This is a genomic window from Streptomyces sp. AHU1 (genome assembly GCF_045343905.1).
GTDB classification, from domain to species: Bacteria; Actinomycetota; Actinomycetes; order Streptomycetales; family Streptomycetaceae; genus Streptomyces; species Streptomyces triticiradicis.
This window is the reverse complement of record NZ_CP174283.1, coordinates 9052392-9075429: the sequence shown is the minus strand read 5'-3', so window position 1 is coordinate 9075429 and position 23038 is coordinate 9052392. Positions and strand designations below refer to the sequence as shown.

The 23038-nt window shown below is 68.7% G+C and carries 15 protein-coding genes and 4 pseudogenes; 8 read left to right on the top strand and 11 right to left on the bottom strand.

Annotation, left to right across the window (positions count from 1 at the left end):
• Window positions 1-132: 132 nt before the first annotated feature.
• On the bottom strand, window positions 133-576 hold the full coding sequence (locus ACICHK_RS39930) for a hypothetical protein (RefSeq protein ID WP_406840845.1): 444 nt from the start codon (window positions 574-576) through the stop codon (window positions 133-135).
• A 349-nt stretch (window positions 577-925) separates the two neighbouring features.
• Between ACICHK_RS39930 and ACICHK_RS39925 the strand changes: the two are divergent.
• From ACICHK_RS39925 to ACICHK_RS39915, 3 genes and pseudogenes are all read left to right on the top strand, one after another.
• Window positions 926-1204: pseudogene (locus ACICHK_RS39925) on the top strand (transposase family protein); the annotation flags it as partial.
• A gap of 328 nt (window positions 1205-1532) precedes the next feature.
• Window positions 1533-2075: an ISAs1 family transposase gene (locus ACICHK_RS39920; RefSeq protein ID WP_406840843.1), complete on the top strand. Its 543-nt coding sequence runs from the start codon at window positions 1533-1535 to the stop codon at window positions 2073-2075.
• A 285-nt stretch (window positions 2076-2360) separates the two neighbouring features.
• Window positions 2361-2906, top strand: a complete 546-nt coding sequence (locus tag ACICHK_RS39915) for a hypothetical protein (protein ID WP_406840842.1) — start codon at window positions 2361-2363, stop codon at window positions 2904-2906.
• A 206-nt stretch (window positions 2907-3112) separates the two neighbouring features.
• Here the strand turns inward: ACICHK_RS39915 and ACICHK_RS39910 are convergent.
• Window positions 3113-4275, bottom strand: a protein-coding gene (locus ACICHK_RS39910) for an IS3 family transposase (RefSeq protein WP_406838891.1) whose coding sequence is annotated in 2 segments (ribosomal slippage) — window positions 3113-3988 and window positions 3991-4275 — 1161 coding nt in all. Because the reading frame shifts where the segments join, the coding sequence is not laid out codon by codon here.
• Window positions 4276-4345: 70 nt separating this feature from the next.
• Between ACICHK_RS39910 and ACICHK_RS39905 the strand changes: the two are divergent.
• A pseudogene (locus ACICHK_RS39905) lies at window positions 4346-4456 on the top strand (IS5/IS1182 family transposase); the annotation flags it as partial.
• A 53-nt stretch (window positions 4457-4509) separates the two neighbouring features.
• Here the strand turns inward: ACICHK_RS39905 and ACICHK_RS39900 are convergent.
• Window positions 4510-4932, bottom strand: coding sequence for a hypothetical protein (locus tag ACICHK_RS39900; RefSeq protein WP_406840841.1), 423 nt, complete (start codon window positions 4930-4932; stop codon window positions 4510-4512).
• 231 nt (window positions 4933-5163) lie between these two features.
• Window positions 5164-6456 (bottom strand): IS256 family transposase, encoded by a 1293-nt coding sequence (locus ACICHK_RS39895; RefSeq protein WP_406840840.1) that lies wholly within the window; start codon window positions 6454-6456, stop codon window positions 5164-5166.
• Between the two features lie 124 nt (window positions 6457-6580).
• On the opposite strand from ACICHK_RS39895, the pseudogene ACICHK_RS39890 reads away from it, so the two are divergent.
• From ACICHK_RS39890 to ACICHK_RS39880, 3 genes and pseudogenes are all read left to right on the top strand, one after another.
• Window positions 6581-8080 (top strand): annotated as a pseudogene (locus tag ACICHK_RS39890) (ISL3 family transposase); the annotation flags it as partial.
• 417 nt (window positions 8081-8497) lie between these two features.
• Window positions 8498-11767 carry a LamG-like jellyroll fold domain-containing protein gene (locus tag ACICHK_RS39885; RefSeq protein ID WP_406841450.1) on the top strand — a complete coding sequence of 1090 codons (3270 nt, stop codon included), beginning with the start codon at window positions 8498-8500 and terminating at the stop codon, window positions 11765-11767.
• Between the two features lie 277 nt (window positions 11768-12044).
• The gene (locus ACICHK_RS39880) at window positions 12045-12503 is read left to right on the top strand and encodes a hypothetical protein (protein ID WP_406840839.1); all 459 of its coding nucleotides are present in this window, start codon (window positions 12045-12047) and stop codon (window positions 12501-12503) included.
• A gap of 19 nt (window positions 12504-12522) precedes the next feature.
• On the opposite strand, the pseudogene ACICHK_RS39875 reads toward ACICHK_RS39880, so the two are convergent.
• Window positions 12523-13519 (bottom strand): annotated as a pseudogene (locus tag ACICHK_RS39875) (IS5 family transposase).
• A gap of 89 nt (window positions 13520-13608) precedes the next feature.
• Between ACICHK_RS39875 and ACICHK_RS39870 the strand changes: the two are divergent.
• Window positions 13609-14130, top strand: coding sequence for a peptidoglycan recognition family protein (locus ACICHK_RS39870; RefSeq protein WP_406840837.1), 522 nt, complete (start codon window positions 13609-13611; stop codon window positions 14128-14130).
• A gap of 152 nt (window positions 14131-14282) precedes the next feature.
• Here the strand turns inward: ACICHK_RS39870 and ACICHK_RS39865 are convergent, their stop codons facing one another.
• The 6 genes from ACICHK_RS39865 to ACICHK_RS39840 all read right to left on the bottom strand — a co-directional run bounded on the left by ACICHK_RS39865 (window position 14283) and on the right by ACICHK_RS39840 (window position 23036).
• A complete protein-coding gene (locus ACICHK_RS39865) occupies window positions 14283-16640 on the bottom strand; it encodes an AbfB domain-containing protein (RefSeq protein WP_406840836.1) in 2358 nt (785 codons plus the stop codon).
• A gap of 130 nt (window positions 16641-16770) precedes the next feature.
• The gene (locus ACICHK_RS39860) at window positions 16771-17805 is read right to left on the bottom strand and encodes an ABC transporter permease (protein ID WP_406840834.1); all 1035 of its coding nucleotides are present in this window, start codon (window positions 17803-17805) and stop codon (window positions 16771-16773) included.
• Window positions 17802-18764: an ABC transporter permease gene (locus ACICHK_RS39855; RefSeq protein ID WP_406840832.1), complete on the bottom strand. Its 963-nt coding sequence runs from the start codon at window positions 18762-18764 to the stop codon at window positions 17802-17804. Before ACICHK_RS39855 ends, ACICHK_RS39860 begins: the two co-directional genes overlap by 4 nt.
• On the bottom strand, window positions 18757-20316 hold the full coding sequence (locus ACICHK_RS39850) for a sugar ABC transporter ATP-binding protein (protein WP_406840830.1): 1560 nt from the start codon (window positions 20314-20316) through the stop codon (window positions 18757-18759). The genes ACICHK_RS39855 and ACICHK_RS39850 overlap by 8 nt, the downstream gene beginning before the upstream one ends.
• Window positions 20317-20389: 73 nt before the next feature.
• Window positions 20390-21481 carry an ABC transporter substrate-binding protein gene (locus ACICHK_RS39845; protein ID WP_406840829.1) on the bottom strand — a complete coding sequence of 364 codons (1092 nt, stop codon included), beginning with the start codon at window positions 21479-21481 and terminating at the stop codon, window positions 20390-20392.
• Between the two features lie 523 nt (window positions 21482-22004).
• Window positions 22005-23036 carry a LacI family DNA-binding transcriptional regulator gene (locus ACICHK_RS39840; RefSeq protein ID WP_151472569.1) on the bottom strand — a complete coding sequence of 344 codons (1032 nt, stop codon included), beginning with the start codon at window positions 23034-23036 and terminating at the stop codon, window positions 22005-22007.
• Between the last annotated feature and the right edge of the window lie 2 nt (window positions 23037-23038).

The window sequence follows — 23038 nt, the reverse complement described above, 5'->3', positions numbered from 1 at the left end:
CGCGAAACGCTCCGCAGGACACCCTGGGCCGGCTCGGCGCCCCGGACCGTGTCCGTCGTCACCGTTCGCACCGCCCCGAGTACCGCGACGATCGGATGCACGCGTGGGGCTTCTACTCCCCAGGGCCTCCGGTCAGGAGTACACGGTCTTTCCCAGCGAATACGCGACCTCGCCGCCCTTCACGACGTACGCGCGCAGGGTCAGCGGGGTGTTTTCGTCGATGTCACCCGATGTGCAGTCGGTGTACGGAGAGTTGTGCCCGGCGGTCGTGGCTTTCCGGAAGGTGCCGTTCAGATGGGCCTCGATCCCGTAACCGTCGGCCAGATAGTCCGACGCACAAACGGTGTCTCCGGTTCCGGGACCGTAGACACCGTGGGGGTCCGCGTACCAATCCACCGACCCTGCGAGCACTCCGTCGTTGTAGACGTCGATCGTGTAGTCGCCGTTGGAGAAAGACTGGTAACCGAAGGTGAAAGAGGGAGCGGCGGAAGCGGGTCCGGCGTTCGTCAGCGTCATGCCGGCTGCGAGAGCGAGTGTTCCGGCGAGTGCGCCGAGCCTTGCTGTTGTGCGAGCCATTTCGAGTGTTCCCCTCCGAGATGCCCTGCGTGAAAGGCACAGTCTCCGACCCTGTCGTGATCTTGTCAACGACGTTCATAGCTGCCATACAGGCTGCTCAGAGGCTCGTACTGCGGCGGGAGTTGGGACTGGAGTTGGGGGGCAGGGTGGTTTCCAAGTGCCCGACTGTTCACGCGTCCGTGCCGGTCAGCGGAGTCCCAGAAGAGCCCAGGGCTGATTCAAAGTCGTGGTGATCACGAGAGTATGCAGGTCGCAGGGGTGTGACGATCCGGTGGGGGCCGTCACGAACGCAACGAAGCTCCGGTTGACGGGGTGACCTTGCCAAGTCGCCCTGCCTTCCGGAGCTTCGATGTGCCGCCAGTCTGCCACTGTCTGTCTGACCAAGTCGCCCACCGCCGCCCAGCGCGCCGCGCACGGCATCGCCGAGCGGCTGGGGGTTCTTCGCGATCCGCGGGATCGGCGCGGACGGCGCCACGCGCTGGTGGCAGTCCTGCTCACCGCCTGCTGCGCGGTGCTGGCCGGAGCCCGCTCCTACCTGGCCATCGGCCAGTGGGCACGCCATGCGCCGCAGGACACCCTGGCCCGCCTCGGCGTACGTGCCGCAGGCCCGCTGGGCCTGCGCCGCGCACCATCCGGCTCCACGATCCGCCGCATCCTGACCCTGGTGTGTCCCGGCGGGCTCGCCGACCTGCTCGGATGCGACCCCGTCGGCGCCCGGACCCTGGCCGTTGACGGCAAGTGCGCCCGCGGCTCGCGCACCGATGCCGCCCCGGCCGCCCACCTGCTCTCCGCCGTTCTCACCGGTGGACGCACCGTCAGTCAGCTGCGGGTGCCGGACAAGACCACCGAGGTCACCGGTTTCACCCGCCTGTTGGCGCCGTTCGACCTGGCTGGCGTCGTGGTGACCGCCGACGCCCTGCACACCCACCGCGACCACGCCAGGTGGCTGGTGGAAGATGAAGAAGGCGCACTACGTGCTCGTGGTCGAGCGGAACCAGCCGACGCTGCACAATGCGCTGCGCTCCTTGCCGTGGAAACAGGTGACCGCGCGGCGCTACGAACGCGAGAGCGGACACGGGCGGCGCGAGACCCGCTCGGTGCGCACCCTCACCGTCACCGACCTCGGCCTGAACTTCCCGCACGTGGCACAGGCCGCGAAGATCCACCGGCACCGCACCGACCTCAAGACCGGAAAGATCACCCACGAGACCGCCTACACCATCACCGATCTCCCGGCACGCGCGGCATCGTCGCAGATCATCGGCCAACTCGCCCGCTCGCAGTGGGGTATCGAGGCTGTACACCACGTCAGAGACACCACCTTCAGCGAGGACGCCTCGAAGATCCGAACCGGGCACGGGCCGGAGAACATGACCACGCTGCGCAGCTTCGCGATCAGCACCCTGCGCACCGCCGGGCATCGCGGCATCGCCTCCAGCCTGCGCGAGGTCTCCTGCACGCCCTTCACCCGCCCGCTGAACCTGATCGGCCTGCCCTGACCAGCAACGCCACATGATCATCACGCCTTTGAATCAGCCCTGCCCCCCCCGGACCTGTACCGCACTCAAACACCACCACGAGCAACAGACAGCCGACACCTCCAGCTAGAGATCTTTAAGGGTGCGGGTTACGTCGGTTGGATGTGCCTGAGCGCTTGAGCGAGTGGGCGCGTCAGCCCGCGATGGGGGCGCTACGTCCCGACAGCGTGGGGCTGCGGTGGGTCTTGGCGTCGATTGGCGCCTCTGGGGGCTGTTATGTCAGTGGCGCCGGTTATGTTGCTGGGCATGACAAGTTGGATCGACTGCGGCGTCATGGCGTGGGTGGAAGAAGAGCGGTACCGGAAAGACGAAACGGTCCTGGTCCATTTCAAGGGGATCAGCCTGGCCGTCATGGCTGAGGGCCTGTCCGCGCGGCGGCGGCCGCCGTTCGCCTACGGCAACGACACGGTACCCGGTGACTGGGGCGTGATCGTGCACCACATGTTCAACCGCGACGACTGCGACGAGATCGACTACCGCAAGCTGTTCCCCCAGGGCGTTGAGCTGATGGTGTTCGTTCCCAACCCGTGCGTTGCCAAGGGTCGCGGACCCGAGGCATACCACTACAAGGACGGCCACATATCGTCCTGCATCGACTACGAGAATCCCGAGTACGTCGGAGAATACTGGCCCAACAAGATGACCCCTCTCATCGCGGCGGCCGGACTGGACTATCAGAACGAGACCTACGAGGAGCAGCTGACCCAGCTGATCTGTGGCCACCTGGGGCTGCCCTCGTTGGATCGCGACACCATCACGGTGGATCGTGACCTGGTGGCCTCCTACTTCTAGGAGATCTTTGACGGCCGGGGTTACGGCACTTGGAGGTCGAGCCCGGCCTTGGCGATGAGGCCCTCGATGAGGCGGGGGCGGTACTGCACCCGTCCCCGAGCCGAAGAATCAGAAGGTCAGTAGCCACGGCGGGCGGCCGACTGGCTTCGACAGCACTACCTACAAGAGGAGGAAGGGTCTGATGCAGGTTCGGGTGACAGGTTTGATCACGCGGCCTGGAAGGCCGGTGTGGTCATGACGGTCTCGAATTCGACGGGGGTCAGCCGGCCGAGTGCGGCTTGTCTGCGACGTCGGTGGTAGGTCCGCTCGATCCAGGTCACGATCGCGATCCGCAGTTCCTCGCGGGTGGTCCAGCTCCGGCGGTCCAGGACGTTCTTCTGCAGCAGGCTGAAGAAGGACTCCATGGCCGCGTTGTCGCCGGCTGCCCCGACTCTCCCTATCGAGCCAGCCATCCGGTGGCGGCCGAGCGCGCGCACGAATTTCCGGGACCGGAACTGCGATCCGCGGTCGCTGTGCAGGATGCATCCGTCGACGTGTTCCCGCCGGGCCGCGGCGTTGTCCAGGGCGGTCACGGCCAGGCGGGACTTCATCCGCGTGTCGATGGAGTAGCCCACGATCCTGTTGCTGAAGACGTCCTTGATCGCGCAGAGGTACAACTTCCCTTCGTTGGTGGCGTGTTCGGTGATGTCGGCGAGCCATAGTCGGTTCGGGCCGTCGGCGGTGAAGTCGCGGCGGACCAGGTCGTCGTGCACCGGCGGGCCGGCCTTCTTGGTCCTGCCGCGCTTCTTGCCGAACACACTCCACCAGTGGTTGTCCCGGCAGATCCGCCATGCGGTCCGGTCGGCCATCGCGGCCCCCGAGCTGCGGGCTTCATCGGCCAGGAAGCGGTAGCCGAACTCGGGATCCTCGCGGTGGGCGTCGAACAGCGCGTTCGCCCGGTACGCCTGCTCCAGCACGGCGTCGGTCACGGGCTTGTCGAGCCAGCGGTAGTAGGGCTGTCTGGCGAGCTTGAGCACCCGGCACGTCACCGTGACGGGCACCCCGTCCACGGCCAGCTCCTTCACGAGCGGGTAGATCCTTTTCCCGGCAGATGCGCCTGCGACAGACAGGCCGCCGCCCGGCGCAGAACCTCGTTCTCCTGCTCCAGCAGCTTGATCCGCCGACGTGCTTCCCGCAGTTCCGCGCTCTCCTGGCTGCTCACCCCGGGCTTGGCCCCGTCATCGATGTCCGCCCGGCGCATCCATTTCCACAACGTCATCGGATGGACACCGAAGTCCTTGGCCACCTGCTCCACCGTCACCCCCGGGCCACGGTTCCTCGCAACCCGCACGACGTCCTCACGGAACTCTTCGGGATAAGGCTTGGGCACAGCGACATCCTTCCCACCCGCCCCACAGGGCAAGCCAGTTCAGATGTCACCCGATCGTGCGGCAGACCCGAACGAGGTCGAGCGTTACTTCAACGCGCTCAAGGATTCCCGAGCCGTGGCGACTCGCTACGACAAGAGGGCCTACGTCTTCCACGGCACGGTCACTCTTGCGGCGATTTAGTTGTGGCTCCGCTTCTGATGTCAGCCACCTCAGTGGATGCCCCGGGGACTGTCTCAATCGTCGGCGGCGACGATGAGCGTGATCCCCCCAGCCGAGCGGTCGATGAGCACGAACTCGTGGAAATAGTCGTGCACGCGTCCCCAGTCATGAATCGCCTCATCACCGAGCTCGCTGAAGTAGTAGATGCCATCGGCTGCAGCCAGGCGGGCGAACACCTCCCGCTGCAGATCTGCTTCCAGCTCGGTGGGCACGTCCCAGAGCGTATCCACCCACTCCCGCAGGATCTGCACGGCCTTCTCCTGATTGATGGGCTCGTACAGATCGGGGGTGATCAATCGAAGCCAATACGGACCGTGCCGGGGCCCGTCCGACAGCACTCCACCACCTGCATAGTCGTCCCGGAACTGCTCATGCCCAACCAGTGCGGCAAGCAGCCTTCCATCATCCACCGACTCCGCAGAGAAGGGGTCTGTCAAACGAGTGGCCCTGGCTCACATCCGGTGGTAACCGTGCGTCACCTTCGTCCAGGCCCTGAATGTGCAGCTCGCGGGCGAGCACTGTCGATGCATCCGGGGCGAGGATCCAGCCTGACGCCCCGCGTATGTCCCTCCCGTCTGCGAACCTTGCTGTCAGTAACCATTGGCACGGTGCGTTACCACCGGATGTGAGCCAGAGCCAAACGAGTGGTGTAACTGGGGCAGTTGGGGTTACAGGCGGGCTGCTGAGAGGCGGCCGTCGAAGGTGATGTCGAAGGCGTTCAGCGCGGTCTTCCAGCGCATGGTCCAGCGGGCCTGGCCCTTGCCGGTGGGGTCGGGCAACATGATCGCCATGTAGACGCACTTCAGGGCGGCCTGCTCGTTGGGGAAGTGCCCGCGGGCCTTGACCGCCCGTCGGATGCGCGCGTTGACCGACTCGATCGCGTTGGTGGTGCAGACGATGCGGCGGATCTCGGTGTCGAACCGCAGGAACGGAGTGAACTCTTCCCAGGCGTTCTCCCAGAGTTTCACGATCGCCGGATACTTCCTGCCCCAGGTGTCGGCGAACTCCGTGAATCTCTCCAGCGCGGCTTCCTCGGTCGCCGCGGTGCAGACGGGTTTGAGCACTCGTGCGATCTTGTCCCAGTCCTGGCGGGCGGCACAGCGGAAGGAGTTCCGCAGCAGATGGACCACGCAGGTCTGCACGATCGTCTGCGGCCAGACCGTCTCCACCGCCTCGGGCAGGCCCTTGAGCCCGTCGCAGACCAGCATCAGAACGTCGCCGACGCCGCGGTTCTTGATCTCGGTGAGAATGTGCAGCCAGTGCTTGGCGCCCTCGCCGCCGTCACCGGCCCACAGCCCCAGGATCTCCCGCCGGCCCTCCGTGGTGACGGCCAGAGCCACATAGACCGGCCGGTTCGCCACCGCACCGTCACGGATCTTCACGTGGATGGCATCGATGAAGACCACCGGATAGATCATGTCGAGCGGGCGGTTCTGCCATTCGGCCATGCCCTCCAGGACCTGGTCGGTGATGGTCGAGATCGTCTGCCGGGAGACCTCGGCGCCATAGACCTCGGCCAGATGGGCCTGGACCTCGCCGGTGGTCAAACCCTTCGCGGCCAGCGAGATGACCATCTCGTCGACGCCGGTCAGGCGCTTCTGCCGCTTCTTGACGATCTTCGGTTCGAACGAGCCGTCGCGGTCGCGGGGCACGGTTATCTCCACCGGCCCGACGTCGGTCAGCACCGTCTTGGAGCGTTTGCCGTTGCGGGAGTTGCCGCCGTTCTTGCCGGCCGGATCGTGCTTGCCGTAGCCGAGATGGTCGGTGATCTCGCCTTCCAGGGCGGACTCCAGCAGCCGCTTGGTCAGCTGCTGGAGCAGTCCGCCCTCACCGGTCAGCTGCAGGCCCTCGGCCTGAGCCCGGCCCACCAGCTCCTCGATCAACTGATCGTCCACGGTCCTCGTCGGCACAGACTTCGCCGACTTGGCGCCTTCGGCCTCGGACACGTTCTCACTGGGCATCGATGCATCCTCCATGATCGGGAGTTACACCGAACGTCTTACAGTCCCTCCGTAGTCGGTGGTGACGGTGAGTGCTCGCCTATGATCATTGAGCGTGCATGATGCGAACACGCTTGCGGGAACGATGTTTTCGGGGCTGGCGGCGCTGGTCATCGAGGATGTGGCGGACGGTGGCGAGACAGTCCGGGTTTCGGCTCGGACCCGGGATGTTCCCGTTCCCTGTCCGGTGTGCGGGGTGGCGACGGGGAAGGTCCACGGGTATCACTGCCGTACCGTGCGCGATGTGCCGATCGATGGCCGGCAGGTCGTGGTCCGGGTGAGGATACGACGGCTGGTCTGTCCGGTCATGGGCTGCGGGCGGCAGACCTTCCGAGAGCAGGTCCCCGGGCTCCTGGAGCGCTATCAGCGCCGCACCACACGTCTGACGGCCAGCTCTTTGAGCTGGTCAAGGAGTTATGCGGCTGGGCGTCCGCGTGAGTCGCCCGATCCCTAGCCGTGCCCGTGTCGTACACCTCCGCCCTGCGGCTGCTGCGGCGGGTGCCCGTGCCGGAGGTGCAGATCCCGCGGGTGATCGGGGTCGACGACTTCGCCCTGCGGCGCCGGCACAGCTATGCCACGATTACCATCAACGCCGAGACCGGTGAGCGGATCGAGGTACTGCCTGGCCGCGAAGCCGCCACTTTGGAAGCCTGGCTGCGCGGACATCCGGGCATCGAGGCCGTGTGCCGGGACGGATCGACCACCTACGCCGAGGCGGTCCGCCGAGCCCTGCCCGACGCGGTCCAGATCAGCGACCGCCGGCGCCTGTGGAACAACCTCGCCGAGACCGTCCGCAAAGAAGTCGCCGCGCACAGCACCTGCTGGGCGAAAGCGGGCCCGCCCCCGGCCAAAGGGAGACAGGCCGCAACCACCCGCGAGCGCCGACAGCAGGTCCACGCCCTGCGCGAGCGCGGAGTCGGCCTGCTGGAATGCGCGCCGCCTGAACCTGGCTCTCAACACCGTCAAGCGCTACGACCGCGTGGCCAGCCCGAGCGCCTCATCCGCGCCCCCAAGCACCGGCCCACCCTCGTGGACCCCTAGCGCGATCACCTGCGCCGACGCCGGCTGGAGAACCCGGCCGTCTCCGTCACCCATCTCCTCCAGGAGATCAGGGAACTGGGCTGCACCGGCAGCTCAAACCTCCTGGTCCGCGTTGCATCAACCAGGGCCGCGTCGAGGCCGACCAGCCCGCATCTCGTCCCGGCGCCTGGCCCGCTACCTGCTCACCCGCCCCAATCGCCCCAAGAATCACCAGCGGGAACGCATCGAGGCTGCCCGTACCGCCTGCCACGAAATGACCGCTCTGGCCGACCTCATCCACCGCTTCGCCGTACTGCTGGACCCCGCCGACGGCAACGCCGCCCTGCTGAGTACCTGGATCACCTCGGCAAAGGCCGAGGACCTGCCCCACCCGCATGCCTTCACCCGGGGCCTCGAGAAGGACCGCGCCGCAGTCGACGCCGCCCTCACCCTGCCGCACCACAACGGCGGCACCGAAGGCGTCAACAACAAAACCGAGCTGATCAAGCGCCAGATGTACGGCCTCGCAAGCTTCCCACTCCTCCGCCACCGCATCCTCCTGAGCCGACCACACCCTCCATCACCACCGACTGCGGAACAGACCCACTCGCTTGACAGACCCCCTCTACGCGGTCCGTTCCGGAGCAGAGGGCGCCATCAACGAGTTCGCTCAGGGACACGGCACGCGCCGCTGCCGAGAACGGTCGAGGACCCATCCGCGGCACGTACGCACAGCTGTCGCCGTGAACGTCGAACACCTCAGCGATCCGCCGCCGGGAAGCAAAGTGCCGCACGAGGTCTGGACAGCCTCTCCGAGGGCGTGTTGTCATACCGCTGCCAAAGAATTTCCAACGTTGAAAAGGTCGCCTTGCCGAACGCGTCTCAACCGGTGCAGCTTCTCCGTACGGCCTTCCTCGGAGGAGCTCGTAACCCTGTCCCGGTGGTCGGGCGCGGTCACGGCCTCTGTACGAGGAAAGATTCGATGACACGACACGACAACCGCCCCAGAACCCGAGTGCTGGCCCTGCTCGCCACGGCCGCCCTGGTACTGCCCCCGAGCGGGTTGCTGCCCGTCGCGACGGCCGCAGCGACGACAGGCAGTGCCTCGGCACTCGCCGCCGGACAGGCCGCCGTCGAGACGCACGGCCTCAAGGGCGAGTACTTCAGCATGTCGGCCCCCGGCGCCCGGGACTTCGCCCAACTCGGCGGGACGACACTCGACCCGCAGGTCAACTTCTCCGGTCTGACCGACACCTTCAAGGAGTTGACCGGGAAGACGGAGCACACCACCGCTCGTTGGACAGGCCAGATCGAGGCACCGGCAACGGACGACTACACCTTCTACGCGATCGGCGACAACGGCTTCCGGCTCTTCATCGACGACAAGCCCGTCATCGACCACTGGGTGGGTGACTGGGACCGGGAACAGACTGGTCAGCCCGTCCGGCTGACCGCGGGCGAGAAGCACACGTTCCGTCTGGAGCTGTTCCAGGACACCGGCGGCGCCAACATGTACCTGCGCTGGTCGACGCCCACGCTGGCCAAGCAGATCGTGCCGATGTCCGCGTTCACCCCGCCGGCCGACTTCGAGGTCTTCCCGGTGGAACTCACCGTCGCCGAGAACGGGCGGCGGCTGCGCGCCCGGTTCGAGGGACGGGCGGGAGGCATCCAGGCGGTCAAGGACCACCTGAAGGTCGAGGCCGACACGACCGCCATGCCCATCGGCTCGGTCGCCTCCGTCCCCGGGGACCCCTCCTCCGTCTACGTCGACCTCTCGGAGCCCGTCCAGAAGAACCAGCTGGTCCGGGTCTCCTACGACGGCGAGGGCGGTCTGACCGCCGGCGGCAAGGCCGTGCCGAAGGTCATCCGCTACGCGGAGAACGGCTCCACACACCGCCTCACCACCAAGTGGGGCGATCACGTCGACAAGAAGCACCCGCTGCCCGAGTACCCGCGCCCGCAGCAGAAGCGGTCCAAGTGGGCCAATCTCAACGGGCCCTGGCAGTTCAGCGGCGCCAAGGCCGGTGAGCAGCCGGTCTTCGGCGAGAACCTCGACGAGAAGATCATCGTGCCGTTCGCGGTCGAGTCGCAGCTCTCCGGGCTCGAACGGCACGAGGACCACATGTTCTACCGCCGGCTCATCGACGTGCCCAAGGACTGGAAGGTGGGCAAGGGCGACCGGTCCAACCGGCTCAAGCTCAACTTCGGCGCCGTCGACTACCAGGCCCGCGTCTACGTCAACGGCACGAAGGTCGCCGACCACACCGGCGGCTACAACGCGTTCAGCGCCGACATCACCGACGCCCTGAAGGGCAGCGGCAAGCAGGAGATCGTGGTCGCCGTCACCGACACCGGCGGCGCGGACCAGCCCACGGGCAAGCAGTCCACGAACCCGGGCGGCATCTTCTACACCCAGACCTCCGGCATCTGGCAGACCGTGTGGATGGAGCCCGTGGCTCCCGCCTCCATCGAGAACGTCGTCACCACGCCCGACATCGACACCGGGACCCTGGCGGTGACGGTCGACGCCCAGGGCGCCTCCTCCTCCGCCCGTGTGGAGGCCGTCGCCCGTGACGCCCACGGCAAGGTCGTCGGCAGGGTCAGCGGGGCGGCGGGCGAGAAGCTCAGCCTGCCCGTGGCGAAGCAGCACCTGTGGAGCCCGGACGACCCGTACCTGTACGACCTCGACGTCACCCTGACCGACGGCAGGTCGCACGACAGGGTCCGCAGTTACTTCGGCATGCGGAAGATCGGCGTCGAGAAGGTCGGCGGCTTCGACAAGCTCGTCCTCAACGGCAAGCCGGTCTTCTCCCTCGCCACCCTCGACCAGGGCTTCTGGCCCGACGGTCTCTACACCGCGCCCAGCGACGACGCCCTCGCCTTCGACCTCGAGGCGCACAAGAAGCTCGGCTTCAACGCGGTGCGCAAGCACATCAAGGTGGAGCCGGCGCGGTGGTTCTACCACGCCGACAAGCTCGGACTGCTCGTCTGGCAGGACTTCGTCTCCGGCAACCTGACCAACGAGACGGGCAGGAAGGCCTTCGTCGACCAGGGCCGGGAGATGATGCGCCAGCACCACAACTCCCCCTCCGTGATCGGCTGGATCGTCTTCAACGAGGGCTGGGGCGAGTGGAACCGTGAAGAGACCGGCCGTATCACCGAGGCCGTGAAGGCCGCCGACCCCTCGCGTGTCGTCAACGCCCACAGCGGTGTCAACTGCTGCAACTCCAAGGGGGACTCGGGCAAGGGCGACATCATCGACCACCACGACTACAACAACGACGACCCGTCCTTCCCGGACGGCCGGCGGGCCGCCATGGACGGCGAGCACGGCGGCTTCACCCTGCGCTCCCCCGGTCACATGTGGCCCGGAGCCCCCACGGTGATCTACAGCGGTGTCACCACCAAGGCGGACCTGACCCGCAGGTACGTGGAGAACACGGAGAAGTTCTACGTCGAGCAGGCCGGCGCCGAACTGTCGGGCTCGGTGTACACGCAGATCACCGATCTGGAGAACGAACTCAACGGCCTCTACACGTACGACCGGCGTGACATCAAGGTGGACGCCGCCGAGGTCCGGAAGGTCAACCTCAAGGTCATCGCCGCGGGTGCCGCAGCGGGCCGGAAGGAGCTGAAGGGCGGCCGCTGGACCCTCGACGAGGGCGCCGGCACCACCGCCGGGGACAGCGGACCCGACGGCACCCCCCTCACCCTGCGCGAGGGCACTTCCTGGACCGACGGCGTCAGCGGCAGCGCCCTGAAGTTCGACGGCCAGAAGCAGTACGCGCAGACCTCGGGTCCGGTGCTCGACACCAGCGGCAGCTACTCGGTGTCCGCCTGGGTCCGGCTCGACGGCCTCCCCGGCAACTACGCCACCGCGGTCAGCCAGGACACCCGTGCCCTGGCCAACTCGTTCTACCTGCAGTACGGACACGGCAACTTCGCCTTCAGCACCCCGGACGAGCGCCGCGCCCAGGTGTCCGTCCCCGCGGAGACGGGCCGCTGGTACCACCTCGTCGGCGTCCGTGACGCCGGCACCGGCCAGATCCGGCTGTACCTCGACGGAAAGCTCGCGGCGACGGCCACCGGCGGTACCGCCCTCCCGAGCACCGGCCCGCTGACCGTCGGCCGCGCCCACTGGGACGGCTCGAACGTCGACTTCTGGAACGGCGCGGTGGACGAGGTCCACGCCGTCGACCGGGCTCTGAGCGCCGAGGAGGTCAGCAGCCTCTACAGCGAGGAGAAGCCGTAGTCGGCGGCACCCACGAGAACGGTCCCGGTGGCGGCAGGGAGACCTCCCGCCACCGGGACCGCTGCCGTTCGCCACCGAGTGGGGCGACGCGCTGGCAGGAGGGGCAACAGGTCCCCCTCTTCATGCGCCACTTGAAAGGACCCTTTGTGCGCAAGAAGCTTCTCTTGAACCGTCGTGCCGTCCTCATGGCGGCCGGTGCCGCGGCCGGTCTGACAGCCGTGCCGGCGATCGGTGCACCGGCCCCGCCGCAACGGCTTCGGGTGCGCGTACGGTCCGTGTGCCGCGTACGCGTGCGAAGTCCGTCACCGGTGCCGCCGCGCGTACCGTGCAGGCCGAATTCCCCGTGGAGCACGTCGGTGTCAGCTGGACCGGGCCCAAGCGGGGCGCGAGCATCCGGCTGATAGGCCAGGACGGCAGCCGTGGCGCGTGGACGGCGCTGCAGCCGGTCTGCGGGGCCGGTGCCGACGAGGACGCCGGGGACCCGGCGAAGAGCGTGAGCGTGCTGGTACCGGCCGGTGGGGCCGCCGGGTACGAGCTGCGGCTGCCGGACGGCGCGACCGATGTGCGTTCCACCGCCATCGACACGGTCAACGGGCCGTCCGGGCAGGTCGCCACGGCCACCGCGACGGTGGGGCGGATCGCGGACGTCGAGTACATCACCCGGGCCGGGTGGGGCGCCGACGAGTCCCTGCGCTTCAAGGCGGACGGCACCGAGAACTCGCCGCAGGCCTACTAGGGCGCGTATCGAGTCGTGATCAATTGGTGGTTCGGGTGAGGTCTTTGATCCAGATCATCGAGGCTCGGAGGTGGAGGCCGGCCAGGTAGCTGTCCGGGGTCTTGTCGTATCGGGTGGCGATGCCTCGCCAGGCCTTGAGCTTGTTGATCAGGCGCTCGACGGTGTTCCTCTCCTTGTAGAGGGCGGCGTCGTGGCTGACGGGCCGACCGCCCCTGGACCCCTTCTTCTTCCGGTTGGAGGCCTGGTCCCTCTTCTCCGGGATCACTGCCTTGATGCCGCGCTTGCGCAGGTGGGCCCGGTTGCCGCGGGACGAATAGGCCTTGTCCCCGGCAACCGCGTCCGGCCGGGTGCGGGGGCGGCCGGCGGGGCCGCGGACCCGTAACTTCCTGAGCACCGGGATGAACTGTGGACTGTCCGCAGCCTGGCCCGCGGTCAGCACGAACGCCAGCGGGCGGCACTTGCGGTCGGCGGCCAGATGGACCTTGCTGGTCTGCCCGCCCCTGGAACGTCCCAGGAGAGCGGCCTTCAGGCGGACTCTTCGCCGACGCCGGACGCGTCGCCGCTCCTGCCTTTCGGGATCGGCGTCCTGCCCGCTTTGTTCTTCGAGGCTGCCCCCTTGACCTGGCCTTCTCCTCCTCGGCAGCCGCCTTCTCCAGGGCGGTGACGACGTCCTCGCCCAGGTGCATCCCGGCGGCATCGTGGTGTCCCCGCACGGTGGTGGAGTCGATACTGACCAGGGACAGGTCCACCTCGCCCCGCTTCGCCGCTTCCGCGATCAGGCCCTCCAGCAGGGCCTCGAAGACGCCGGCGTCACGCCACTGCCGGAAGCGGTTGTGCACGGTCGACCAGGCGCCGAACTCCTGTGGCATCTCCCGCCACTGCCCGCTGGTCCGAAACCGCCAGATCACACCCTCGAACTGCTGCCGCAGCCGCTCGGGGTACGGGCCGTACTCGCCGATCGGCAGGTACGGCCCGATGAACTCCCACTCTGCGTCCGTCAATTGCCCTCGCGTCACACAAGAAGGTCTACCGGACCAGACCCCGCCGCGAGAGCGAACCCCGCAGATTGATCACAACTCGATACACGCCCTAGCCGGCCCAGGTGATGACCGTGCACCACACGGCGGGCGTCAACGGCGACCCCGACCCGGCGGCCACCATCCGGTCGTACTACTACCTCCACGCGGTCACGAACGACTGGGGCGACATCGGCTACCACTACCTGACCGACGAGGCGGGCCTCATCTACGAGGGTCGTTACTCGGGCACGGACGGCATCCCCGCCCATGACGCGAGCGGGAAGACGGTGACCGCCTTCCACACCTCCGGCAACAACTCGGGGAACCTCGGCATCGCCCTGCTCTGCAACTCGAACGAACAGCCCCCGACGGCCGCGGCCCGCCAGACACTCGTCCGGCTGCTGGGCGCGCTGTCCTCGTACCACGACTTCGACCCCGAGGCCGCCGTCACCTTCGTCAACCCGGTCAACGGCGTCAGCAAGAACGTCCAGATGATCAACGGCCACCGTGACTGGCTTGCCACCGATTGCCCCGGCACCACGCTGTACGCCGACCTCCCCGCCCTGCGAAAGGACGTCGCGGCGGAGCTGTCGCGGCCCCAGGCCTGACGGCGGGGCCCGGACTGCCCGGCCGTCGGCCGGGCGGGACGGCAGGTGACATCGGGCTGACGCCGTCGGTGGTCTCCTCGACCGCCGACGGCGTCACGCGCCCGTCGTGGACCACGCCCGGCTCACGGGTCGCGACAGGTCCTGGGCGAGGATCAGGGAGCCCAGGCCGTCTCCACCGACCAGGTGGTGTCCTCGGTGAACAGGGCGGGGTTGTCCCAGGTGTGCGTGCCTCCCGGGGTGGCCAGCCACAGCTCCGCGTTGAAGTGGCGCAGGTACTGCTCGGGGAAGTTGTACGCCGACAGCCTCACGCCGCCGTTCGCGCCGCGGACGGGGCAGAAGGTGGCATCGGCGCGGAACAGGTCGGTGTTCCCCGACTCCTTGTAGACGCGGAAGTCCCGGTGGCGCAGGTACTCGCCGGGGTAGTTGCGCGACTCGAAGCTGTAGCAGGTGTTGTCGGCGAGGCCGGGGACGATCCTCCAGGTGGCGTCGTTCTTCAGCAGGGTGTCGCTGCCGCTGTTGACGACCTCGGTGAAGAGCGCGCCGTCCCTGTGGCGTGCGTAGCGGTCGGTGTAGCCGGGTGTCGTCACCCGCAGGGACCTGTAGCCGGTGGGCAGGGTGACCGGTGCCGTGGAGCCCTGTGAAGCGTCGATGAGCGCGCGGTTGGCGGCTCTGACCCGTGCCTCGTCGACCTTGACCACCTGGCGGTCGTAGGTGAGCAGGCCGTTGACCTCGTTCTCCACGTCGGTGATCTCGGTGTAGACCGAGGCCGACAGGCCCCGGGGCATGCGTACCTCGCGGATCGCGTCCAGCAGGCCCACGAACCGGTTGTTGAGGTGGGTGAGGTCCGGCTGGTCCTCGTAGCTGAAGCCGCCGCCGGGATACCACTCGTGACCGGCCACCCTGAAGCCGAGTCCGCCGAACTCGCCGAGCACCGCCGCGCGGGTGGCGCTGGGCACCGTGGTGCCCGGGCCGACGTAGACGTGATGGTCCAGGAGGTCGCCGTTGCCGCCGTCGACGGCCCCGCAGCAGTTGATGCCGCTCATGTTGTCGACGAGCCGCGAGGGGTCGTACGCCTTGACCCTGTCGGCGATGCGGGCTTGGTCGTACTGGCCCCAGCCCTCGTTCTGGTCGACCCACACGACGAGGGAGGGTGAGCTGCGGTGCTGGTCGATGATCCGGTCGTACTCGGCCTCCCACTGGGTGCGGGCCGCGGCGTCGGGGGTGCGTTCCATGGAAGGCATGTCCTGCCAGACCAGCAGCCCGAGCCGGTCGGCCCAGTAGAACCAGCGCTGGGGCTCGACCTTGATGTGCTTGCGGACCATGTTGAAGCCCAGGTCCTTGTGCTTCTGCAGGTCGGAGCGGAGGGCGGCGTCCGTGGGCGCGGTGTAGATGCCGTCCGGCCAGTAACCCTGGTCGAGGGTGCCGGTCTGGAAGACGAACTTCCCGTTGAGCACGGGGCGTTGGTAGCCGCCGACGCTGGCGAGGGCGATGGTGCGCATGCCGGTGTAGCTGCCGACGGAGTCGACGGTGGTGGTGCCGGAGAGCAGGTCGACCCTGACGTCGTAGAGGAAGGGGTCGTCCGGGGTCCACAGGTGCGGGTTCGGGACGGGCACGGTGAACTCGGTGCCCACCGGGCCGGTGGCCGTGCCCACGACGGTGCCCCCGCTGGAGACCGTGACACGGGCGGTGTGACCGCTGGTCCCGGTGCCGCGGACGGTCACCTTGAGACGGCTGTTCACCGGGTCGGGGACCATGTCCAGCCGGCTGACGCGCGCGGACGCGGTCGGCTCCAGCCACACCGTCTGCCAGATGCCGGACGCGGCGGTGTAGAGGATGCCGCCGCCGGAGTGCGGGGCGACGTCACGGATGCGCTGCTTGCCGATGGCCTGGGTGCCGGTCTCCGTGGGGTCCCAGACGGAGACGACGACCGTGTTGGTGCCGCCGTTCAGCAGGTCGGTGATGTCGTACGAGAAGGCGTCGTAGCCGCCGCTGTGGACGGCCCCGGCCTGCTGCCCGTTGACCCACACGGTCGTACGCCAGTCGGCGGCGCCGAAGTTGAGCTGGACGCGGCGGCCGTTCCAGCCGGAGGGGACGGTGAAGGTGCGCTTGTACCAGAGCTTGTCGTTCTGGGTGATCTTGCGCTGGATGCCGGAGAGCGCGGACTCGGCGGCGAACGGGACCCGGATCTGTTCGGAGAACGAGGCGGGTTGCCCGGCGCTCGCCGAGGTGACCGCGAAGTCCCAGATGCCGTTGAGGTTGGCCCAGTCGGGGCGGGTCAGCTGGGGGCGTGGGTATTCGGGGAGGGGGGTGTCGGTGGGGACCTGGTTCGTCCAGGGGGTGGTCATCGGTGACGGCTTGGGGGTCCACGCCTGGGGTGCGGCGGCCGCGGGACCGGTGGCCGTCAGTGCCGTGCCGCCCGCCAGGGTGAGTACGGCGAGCGCGGTGGTCGCCCAGCGCGCTCTCCGTCTCAGCCAGGCGAACGGCCTTCGGCCTGCGGGTGCTTGACGCATCGTGCCTCCATGACTCGTGGGGTGGGGAGACGTACGCGTGCGAGAGGAGGGCGGCCGGGACGGGTCCGGCCGCCTGGAACCGGTGCCGGCGGCGGGGTCGTTGGAGCCCGGCCGCCGGCACCGGGGCTCGTCACATCAGTTGCCGGCGGCGTCCGAGCCAGGTCTGGGCGACGACGACCACGGCGAGGAAGGCGCCGCTGACGACCTGCTGGTAGGAGGAGTCGAGCGAACCGATCTGGTTGATGACGTTCTGGATCACCTTCAGCAGCAGCACGCCGACGAGCGAGCCGCTGACGTAGCCGAGTCCACCGGTCAGCAGGGTGCCCCCGATGACGACGGCGGAGATGGCGTCCAGCTCCATGCCGCTGCCGAGGATGGTGACGCCGGACGCGAGCCAGGCGGCGTTGAGGGCACCGGCGAGTCCGGCGAGCAGGCCCGACAGGGCGTAGACGAGGATCTTGGTACGGGCCACGGGGGCACCCATCAGGGCGGCGGCGTCTTCGTTGCCACCGACCGCGTAGACGTGCTGTCCGAAGCGGGTCCGGCGCAGCACGACCGCTCCCGCGACGAACAGCGCGAGCGCGATCCACACCGGATTGCCGAGGCCGAGGAGGCTGCCCTGGCCGAGTTCGGCGAGGAAGGAGCCCTTGCCGATCAGGTAGGTCTCGGCGCCCTCGTCGGTGAGCGCCAGCATCAGTCCGCGGGCGCCGAGCATGGCGGCGAGCGTGACGATGAAGGGCGCGAGGCGGGATCGGGCGATCAGCAGGCCGTTGACGACGCCGATCAGTCCGCACACGGCGAGCGGCAGCAGCAGGGCCACCAGGGTGCCGTGCCGGGATCCCCAGGCGGCCAGGACTCCGCCGAGGGCGAACTGGGAGCCGACGGACAGGTCGATCCCGCCGGTGATGATCACGAAGGTCATGCCGAGGGCGACGACCGCCAGGAAGGCGGAGCTGGTCGCCATGTTGCTGATGTTGTCGCCGGTGGCGAAGGAGTCGAAGGACAGCGACGCGACCAGGGAGACGACGAGCAGGACGGCCAGGGCGCCGTGCTGCTGGACGAGGGCGCCCAGCCGCTCGGAGCGGGCGGAGCCCACCGGGTGGGCGTCCTGGGACGGTTCGATGCTCACGGTGGTCACGGGCGCGTCCGTTTTCGTGGTGGTCAACTCTTCCCCCGTCCCCGTGCCGCGTAGACGGCGACGACGATCACGACGGCCTGTGCGATCTGGGTCCAGGAGGGCGGCAGATCGTGCTTGATGAGGGTGGCGGTGAGGAGCTGGATGAGGACGGCTCCGGCGACGGTGCCGGCGATGTTGACGCGGCCGCCGGTCAGGGGGGTGCCGCCGACCACGACCGCGGTGATCGCGGAGAGTTCCATCAGGTTGCCCAGGGAGGTGGGGTCGCTGGCCTGGAGACGGGCGGTGGCGAGGACGCCCGCGACCGCGGCGAGGAGCGCGCTGACGACGTAGACGACGATGAGCACGCGGCGGACGGGCAGACCGGCGAGCTGTGCGGCGGGGCGGCTGTCGCCGATCGCCAGGAGCTGGCGTCCGAAGGTGGTGCGGCGCATCACGAAGGCCAGCAGCACGGCCAGGGCGGCGGCGATGAGGATCAGGTAGGGGAAGCCGAGGAGGTCGCCGGAGCCCAGGGAGCCCAGCGTGGGATTGCGCAGGTCCTTGAGCTGGGGCAGCAGCACCAGGGCGAGTCCCCGGCCCCCGACCATGAGGGCCAGGGTGGCGACGATCGGCTGCACCCCGACGAAGGCGACCAGGGCTCCGTTGGCCAGCCCGACCGCGGCGGCGAACAGGGCGATCACCAGCAGTGCGGGCAGCAGGCCGTAGCCGAGGTAGAGGGCGGTCACCGAGGCGGCCAGCGCCATCACCGCGCCGACCGACAGGTCCACGCCCTCGGTGCCGATGACCAGGGCCATGCCCAGGGCGACGATGATGACGGGGGCTACCTGGACGGCCTGGGTGCGGAAGTTCTCGACGGTCAGGAAGTAGGGGGTGATGACGGTGTTGACGACGAGCAGCGCGGCGACGCCGGCGTAGACGCCGTACCGCTGGAGCCAGTTGAGGATGCGGGCCCTGTCCAGCGGGAGGGTGCGGAGGGTGGCTTCAGCCATCGACTTTCGCCTCCTCGGCCGTGTCCCGCGCGGGGCCGTCGCCGGCGATGGCGCGCATCAGCTTCTCTTCCGTGACGTCGTCGCCGGCCAGCTCGCCGACGACGGAGCCGTCCTTCAGTACGACCACTCGGTCGGACCCTTCGATGAGTTCCTCCAGGTCGGAGGAGATGAGCAGGACGCCCAGGCCGTCGGCGGCCAGTTCGTCGACGAGTTTCTGCACCTCGGCCTTGGCTCCGACGTCGATGCCGCGGGTGGGCTCGTCGAGGAGCAGCACCTTGGGGTTCATCGCGAGCCACCGGGCGAGCAGCACCTTCTGCTGGTTGCCGCCGGAGAGTTCACCGACCTTCTGGTGCGGCGAGGACGCCTTGATGCGCAGCCGTTCGACGAAGGCGTCCACGACGCCGTCCACGCGGGACTCGGAGACCAGGCCGAAGCGGGACAGCCGGGGCAGCACGGCCAGCGCGATGTTCTCGCGCACGGACAGGCCGGGCACGATTCCCTCGCTCTTGCGGTCCTCGGGCAGCAGGCTGACGCCGGCGCGCAGGGCGGCCGGTGTCGATCCCGTCCGCAGCGGCACCCCGGCGACCGTGACGCTGCCGGAGCGCAGGGCCAGGGCTCCGGCGACGGCCTTGGCGGTCTCGGTGCGTCCGGAGCCGAGCAGTCCTCCCAGACCGACGACCTCTCCGGGACGTACGTCCAGGGAGACTCCGTGCAGCTTGTGAGGGACGGTCAGGCCGGTCGCGGCGAGGACGGGTTCGGCCCCGGCCGCCGCGTGGTCGCCGGTGAACTTGGTCAGGCCCTCCTCACGGACCTCCCCCAGGTCCCGGCCGAGCATGGTCGACACCAGGGAGAGCCGGTCGAGGTCGGCCAGCCGGCCGTGGTGGACGCGGCGGCCGTCGCGCAGCACGGTGACCGTGCTGCACACGGCGTACAGCTCGTCGAGGCGGTGGCTCACGTAGACGACGGCGATGCCCTCGTCGCGCAGCCGCCGGATGACCGAGAACAGGGTCTCGACCTCGCGGGGTTCGAGGGAGGAGGTCGGCTCGTCCATGATGACGATCCGCGCGTCCGTGGCGACGGCACGGGCCAGGGCGACCATCTGCTGGGCGCCGACGCCGAGGGTGCGCAGCGGCCGGCGGACGTCCACGCGTACGCCGTAGGTGCTCAGGACCTCCTCGGCCTCCCGGTTCATCCGGGCCATGTCCAGCAGGCCGAACCGGTTGCGCGGCTCGCGGCCCAGGAAGAGGTTGCGGGCCACGCTGAGCAGCGGGATGAGGTTGACCTCTTGGTAGATGGTCGAGATGCCGGCCTTCTGGGCCTCCAGCGGGGTTCCGAAGGAGACCGGACGGCCCTGGAACACGACCTCACCGGCATCGGGCCGGTACACGCCGGTGAGGAGTTTGATGAGGGTCGACTTTCCGGCGCCGTTCTCGCCGATCAGGGCGTGGACCTCACCCGCGTGCAGGGTCAGGTCCACGCCGTCCAGGGCCCGGACACCGGGGAAGGTCTTGCTCAGCCCGCGGACGGCGAGCACTTCGGCGGGGGGTGCCACCTGTTCCTCCAGGGTGCGATGCGAGGGGCGGGAAGGACGGAGGGGGCCCGCGGGCGGGCCCCCTGAGGGAGGGTCAGTAGGCCTTGGCGATGTCGGACTTCGCGTTGTCCGGGGTGTAGGCGCCGTCCTGGATGATGATGTCCTGCGCCACCTCGTCGCCCTTGGTGAAGCTGTCCAGCGTCTGGAAGGCCAGCGGTCCGAAGCGCGGGTTGGACTCGACGACGCCGCTGATCCAGCCGTCCGCGATGCCCTGGACGGCGTTGCGGGTGCCGTCGACCGTGACGATCTTGACGGCACCGGCCTTCTTGCCGGCACCCTTCAGGGCGGCGACCGCGCCCAGGCCCATCTCGTCGTTCTCGGCGTAGATCCCCTTGATGCCGGGCTTCGACTGGATGAGCTGCTCGGTGACCTGCTGGCCCTTCTCGCGGGCGAAGTCACCGGTCTGTTCGAAGACCACCTTCAGACCGGGCGCTTTCGCGGCGATCTGGTCCTTGAACCCCTTGGTGCGCTCGGTGGTGACGTTGTTGCCGGCCGCGCCGAGCAGGATCGCGACCTCGCCCTTGCCGCCGGTCGCCTCGATCATCTGGTCCGCGGCGCGCTTGCCCTGCTCGACGAAGTCGGAGGCGATGAAGGACACGTAGTCCTTGCAGGCCGCGGCGTTGATCTTGCGGTCGATCGTGACGATGGGAACCTTCTTGGCCGCGGCGGCCTTGAACACCGGCTCCCAGCCGTCGGAGTTGAGCGGGGCTATGACCAGCAGGTCGGCGCCCTTGGCCAGGAGGTCCTGGACGTCGCTGATCTGCTTGGAGAACTGCGACTGGGCGTTGGCCGTCAGCAGCTTGACGCCCCGCTTCTTGGCCTCGTCCTTGATGGACTGCGTCTCGGCGATGCGGAAGGGGTTGGCCTCCTTCTCCGACTGGGAGAAGCCGACGGTGGCGTTCTCGAGGTCCAGCTTCTTTCCGCCGAACGCGTCGATGGTGCAGGTCTTGCTGCCCGGCTTGGGCTCGGCGACCTTCTGCTCGGAGCCGGCGGCGGCCGATGACGTGGTGTCGCTCGCCCCGTCGTCCTCCGACTTGGCGCAGGAGGTGGCGGTCAACGCCACGAGTGCGGCCAGGGAGACGACCACGGGACGGGCGAGGAGACGACGGTGTGTAGTGCGCTGCATGGTGACCCCGATCCGGGTGACGCTGAAAGGGCACTGGGGAGACGGTGTGGGCAGAGGTTGGGCACGGTCTGGCCGAGTGGTGCTTCTCCCCCGGCGGGAAAGAACGTCCAACCCGCCGCACAGAGTTTTTACATCGTTGGAAGGACGCTGTAAACCCCCTGTGCACACCGCGCGCACGGCATGCCGTGAACAAGCTGTTTCCCCACCGCAACCGATGTGGCGGCGACGGGCACGACCCGATCAGAGCGAGGCGCACTCGCAAACGCGGCCAGGAGCCGGGCAGCCGTCCAGACCCGCCATACCGGGCACACGGGCCGGGTCCGCGGGCGCACCAGGCCGCGACACGCGCCGCACAGAAGCCTTTCGACGACGCGGCAGGCCGCGCCGGACCGCGAACGCGCGGCGCGCGGGCACACCCGCGTCGGGAGGCACGTGGACAGGAAGGCCGGAAGACACCGGCACACCGGGCCGCCCCGGGAAGGTCTCGGCGGCCTTCGGATTTGCACTCGCAGAGTCTGCGGGATCACACGGGACCGCGGCCGCCCGTCACCCGCCCCAGGGTGCTCTCGCGTTCCACCAGGCGGTACTCCGCCCAGACGCGGTGCGGCTCGGACACCTCATTGCCGCCGAGCCGCGCCAGTACCGACTCGACCGCCAGCCGGCCGATGGCTTCCTTGTCCGGCGAGACGGAGGTGAGCGTCACCGCGCCGAAACGTCCCTCGACCACGTCGTCGAAGCCGACGACCGCGATGTCCTCGGGAATGCGCAGCCTCCAGTCGAAGATCACGCGCATGGCGCCGATGGCCATGAGGTCGTTGTAGGCGAAGACGGCGTCGGGGCGCCGTCCGGACTCCAGGATGCGGCGCATGGCGTCCGCGCCGTCCGCGTGGCCCCATCCGTCGGTGGCCGCGACGAGTCCCTCGTCGGCCGGCAGGCCGGCGGCCGTCAGCTCCTCGCGCCAGCCGCGGACACGCAGTTGAGCGGGCTCGCTGCGGCCGCGCCGCGCGCCGATGAAGGCCACCTCCCGGCGCCCGAGCCCGATCAGATACCGGACGGCCGCGCGGGCGGCGGCGACGTTGTCGATGCCGATGTGGTCGTACGGCGCGTCGTAGTCGCGCTCTCCGAGCAGCACCAGCGGAACGTTCTCCACCCGGTCGCGCAGGTCGTCGTCCTCCAGCTCGATGGGACTGAGGATGAGACCGTCGATGACCCTGGCCCTGAAGCCCTGACTGACCAGGACCTCCTGCTCGCGACGCCCACCGGTGTGGTCCAGCAGCACGATGTACTCGTGCGCGGCGGCGGCGTCGATGACGGCGGCCGCCAGCTCGGCGAAGTAGGGGTTGCCGAGTTCGGGCAGCGCGAGCGCGATGATGCCCGTACGGCCCTTGCGCAGATGCCGGGCGGCCAGGTTGGGCCGGTAGCCGAGCGCGTCGATGGATCGCTGGACACGCTCACGCATGGCGGGGGTGACATGCTGGAAGTTGTTCACCACGTTGGAGACGGTCTTGATGGAGACACCCGCGTGCGCGGCAACGTCCTTGAGGCTGACCCGCACGG